The sequence below is a fragment of the Zoogloea sp. genome (genome assembly GCF_017302315.1).
Lineage (GTDB): Bacteria > Pseudomonadota > Gammaproteobacteria > Burkholderiales > Rhodocyclaceae > Zoogloea.
The window spans coordinates 1-3,870 of record NZ_JAFLDT010000152.1; the positions used below are offsets into that span (position 1 = coordinate 1).

Here is a 3,870-nt window from a genome sequence, read left to right on the forward strand (position 1 = left end):
GGGTGACGCTGGCCAACCTGTTCTGCCTGCTGATGGGCTTTGCCCTGCTGTCGCGGCATTTCGAGAAGAGCCATGTGCCGGTCGTGCTGCCGAAATACCTGCCGGACGACTGGAAGGGCGGCTTCGTCATGCTGCTGATGGTCTTCGTGCTCTCCAGTTTCCTCGACAACATCGCCGCGGCGCTGATCGGCGGCGCGATGGCCCACCAGTTGTTCAGGGCCAGGGTTCATGTCGGCTACCTGGCCGGAATCGTCGCCGCTTCCAACGCCGGCGGGGCGGGCTCGGTGGTCGGGGACACGACGACGACGATGATGTGGATCGCCGGCATCTCGCCGCTCCACGTCCTCGACGCCTACGTCGCCGCCGGGGTGGCCGTCTGCATCACCGGCGTCATCGCCGCCAAGCAGCAGCACGCTTATTCTCCCATCATCAGGAACGCCCACGAGCACACGCGGATCGACTGGGCGCGCGTCGGCATCGTCGGGCTGATCCTGGTTTTCGCCATCGCCACCAACGTCGTCATCAACCTCCGCTTCAATGAACTGGCCGACCATTTCCCGTTCATCGGCGTCGCGGTCTGGGTCGCCATCGTCATTTCGGTGGCGTTGCGCCGTCCGGACTGGGAAGTCCTGCCGGAAACGGCAAAGGGAACGCTCTTCCTGCTGTCGCTGGTGCTCTGCGCGTCGATGATGCCGGTCGAGGAACTGCCGCCGGCCTCGCTGGTGGTCGCCCTCGGCCTCGGCTTCGTCTCGGCGGTGTTCGACAACATCCCGCTGACCGCGCTGGCGATCAAGCAGGGCGGCTACGACTGGGGCTTCCTCGCCTACGCGGTCGGCTTCGGCGGCTCGATGATCTGGTTCGGCTCGTCGGCCGGGGTCGCGCTGTCGAACATGTACCCCGAAGGGGTGTCGAGCAGAGTCTTGCCGCCGATGCCGTCGATGGCGTAATCAACGCCCTGCCCGTCGGTCAGCCCCATGACGGCGGCCACGAAATCTTCCTCCCGGTACAGGATGGCGTGGTCCAGGCCGTGCGCCAGGGCCAACTGTGCCTTGGCCGGCGAACCGACCGTGCCGATCACCCGCGCACCAAGGCGCTTGGCCCATTGCACCAGGACCAGCCCGAGCCCGCCCGCCGCCGCATGCACCAGCAGGGTATCGCCGGCCTTCAGGGGCCGCACGTAGGCCAGCAGCATGTGGGCGGTGATACCACGCAGCAAGAGGCTGGCCACCGCATCGTCGGCCACGTCCCCGGGCAGCGGAATGGCACGTTCTGCAGGCAGGTTGCGGGCGCTGGCGTAGCTGCCTGCCGGCAGCCCGGCGTAGGCGATGCGCTGGCCCACCTGAAGGCCGTCCACACCCACACCGAGGGCTTCCACCACCCCGGCCGCCTCCACCCCCGGCACGGCGGGCAAGGCCGGCAGCGGATAGAGGCCGCTGCGGTGGTAGACGTCCACATAATTGACGCCGATGGCGGTGTGGCGGACGCGGATCTCGCCGGGCGCCGGCGGCGGCAGGACGGCGTCGTGCCGGTGCAGCACCGATGCATCGCCGTATTGGTCGATGATGATCCGGGTGCTGGCGGATGCAGGGAGGAAGGCTTCGCGCTGGCTCATGATGTTCTCCTGATGATTGAACTTGCAGGCACAGCTTACGTTGCGCAAAATCACCCAACAATTTGCAAAAACTCGGCATTGAATGTGCAAAAAAGATCAGACATCCCAAGCACCGACAAACGCACGCTGAACTGGGACGACATCCGCTATTTCCTGGAGTTGGCCCGCACCGGCAGCCTGTCGGGCGCGGCACGGCGGCTCCGGGTCGAGCATTCGACGGTGGCCAGGCGTGTGGATGCGCTGGAACAGTCCCTGGGCATCCGGCTCTTCGACCGCCTGCCCAAGGCCTGGTCGCTGACGCCGGAAGGCGAAACCCTGGTCGCCCAGGCTGGCCGGCTGGACGAGGAAGCCCAGGCCTTCTCCCGCACGGCTCTCGGGGTGTCGTCCCTGCAAGGTACGGTGCGGGTCTCCGCCCCTCCGGTGCTGGCCGGCCACTTTCTGGTGCCGCGGCTGGCCGCCCTGCGCGCCCGCTGGCGCAACATCGATCTGGAAGTCATCGGTGAATCGCGGGATGCCAACCTGGCACGGGGCGAGGCCGACCTGGCCATCCGCATGTCCCGCCCTACCGCGCCGGGCCTGGCCGCGCGCTGCATCGGGGAGATGGGCTATGGGTTGTATGCGGCCCGCGCCTACACCGACAGGCCCGCCGAGGACTGGGAGTTCCTGGGGTATGACGACAGCCTGATCCAGGTGCCGCAGCAGCGCTGGCTGGCCCAGGTGGCCGGCAGGCGCCGCTTCGTCTTCCGCAGCAACGATCTGGCGGCATTGCTCAATGCGGCTCGGGTCGGCTTGGGCATCACGGTGCTGCCGCATTTTCTGGCAGCGCAGGATGACCTGCTGGAGCGGGTTGCCGATCCGGCCTGCCCCACCCTCAGGCAGATCTGGCTGGTGATGCACCCCGATGTCAAGCGCTCGCCGCGGGTGCGGCTGATCGCCGATGTGCTGGCCGACGTGGTGGGTGAGGCGGACGCGCTGATGTCGGGGCGCGACATCCTGAACCGAGCGGCCCAGGCGCCCGGCGGCCTGTTTCCCCACAATGCACCACCACATAAAGCCTGACAATCAAACCATCACAAGATCAAATAGCCGCCCCCCCGGTGGGCTCATTCCTCTATAGCGCTATTCGGAATCTGCGGTTGAATCTATATAGCGCATTGCCCTAACCTTGATTCAACGATGCCGCTGTCAAGCGCGAAGTCGCCATTTTCTGAATTGTTCCCAAAAGGTGCTTTTATATACCGGGCAATTCCGGGGAATTGGCGCGCCCGATGCGAAATCAATGGAAACCACGAAAGGGACCCCGATGGCCAATACGACGGCGGAGCTCGAAGAGCTCCTGATGCAGCGTTCACTGACCGACCCACAACTCCAGGCCGCCGCCGCGGCTGCGGAGGACTACCGGATCCTACCGGATGCCACGGTGATCAAGATCGGTGGACAAAGCATCATCGACCGCGGCCGGGCGGCGGTCTATCCGCTGGTGGATGAGATCGTCGCCGCCCGCCAGGCCCACAAGCTGCTCATCGGTACCGGCGCCGGCACGCGGGCGCGACACCTGTACTCCATCGCTGCCGACCTCAACCTGCCGGCCGGTGTGCTGGCCCAGCTAGGCGCCTCGGTGGCCGACCAGAACGCGGTGATGCTCGGCCAGCTGCTCGCCAAGCACGGCATCTCGGCGGTGGATGGGGCCGGCCTGGCGGCCGTGCCGCTCTACTTGGCCGAGGTCAATGCGGTGGTCTTCAGCGGCATGCCGCCCTACAAGCTGTGGATCCGTCCAGCGGCCGAAGGCGTCATCCCGCCCTACCGCACCGACGCGGGCTGCTTCCTGCTGGCCGAGCAGTTCGGCTGCAAGGCGATGATCTACGTGAAGGACGAGGACGGCCTGTTCACCGCCAACCCCAAGACCGACAAGCATGCCACCTTCATCCCGCAGATCTCGGTCGAAGAGATGAAGGCCAAGGGCTTGCAGGACTCCATCCTCGAGTTTCCGGTGCTCGATCTACTCCAATCGGCCCGGCACGTCCGCCAGGTGCAGGTCGTGAACGGCCTCGTCCCCGGTAACCTGACCCGCGCGCTGGCCGGCGAGCATGTCGGCACCCTCATCACCGCTAGCTGAGAACGATCACCATGGCTGACACCACCAACAGCATCAAGCATGTGGCCTCGCCACTGGCGCGCCAGACCCTCCAGGATGGGACGCTCACCCGTCCCGTCGCGGGCGTCCGCCCGATCCGGCTGCTGCCCTGGCTGCAGGTCGT

At 66.3% G+C, this 3,870-nt stretch carries 3 protein-coding genes and 1 pseudogene; 3 read left to right on the forward strand and 1 reads right to left on the reverse strand.

Annotated elements, in window-relative coordinates:
- Window positions 1-947 (forward strand): citrate transporter (locus tag J0L98_RS21300; protein WP_296414233.1); only part of this gene is annotated, 947 nt, incomplete at its 5' end.
- Window positions 948-973: 26 nt separating this feature from the next.
- On the opposite strand, the pseudogene J0L98_RS21305 reads toward J0L98_RS21300, so the two are convergent.
- Window positions 974-1,612 (reverse strand): annotated as a pseudogene (locus J0L98_RS21305) (zinc-binding dehydrogenase); the annotation flags it as partial.
- A gap of 84 nt (window positions 1,613-1,696) precedes the next feature.
- Here J0L98_RS21305 and J0L98_RS21310 point away from each other — a divergent pair.
- Window positions 1,697-2,671, forward strand: coding sequence for a LysR family transcriptional regulator (locus J0L98_RS21310; RefSeq protein WP_296414235.1), 975 nt, complete (start codon window positions 1,697-1,699; stop codon window positions 2,669-2,671).
- Window positions 2,672-2,891: 220 nt separating this feature from the next.
- On the forward strand, window positions 2,892-3,728 hold the full coding sequence (locus J0L98_RS21315; RefSeq protein WP_296414236.1) for a hypothetical protein: 837 nt from the start codon (window positions 2,892-2,894) through the stop codon (window positions 3,726-3,728).
- Window positions 3,729-3,870 lie beyond the last annotated feature (142 nt).

Excerpts from the sequence above, each read along its gene's own strand:
- J0L98_RS21315 (WP_296414236.1), top strand. The coding sequence starts at position 2,892 with ATGGAAACCACGAAAGGGACCCCGATGGCCAATACGACGGCGGAGCTC.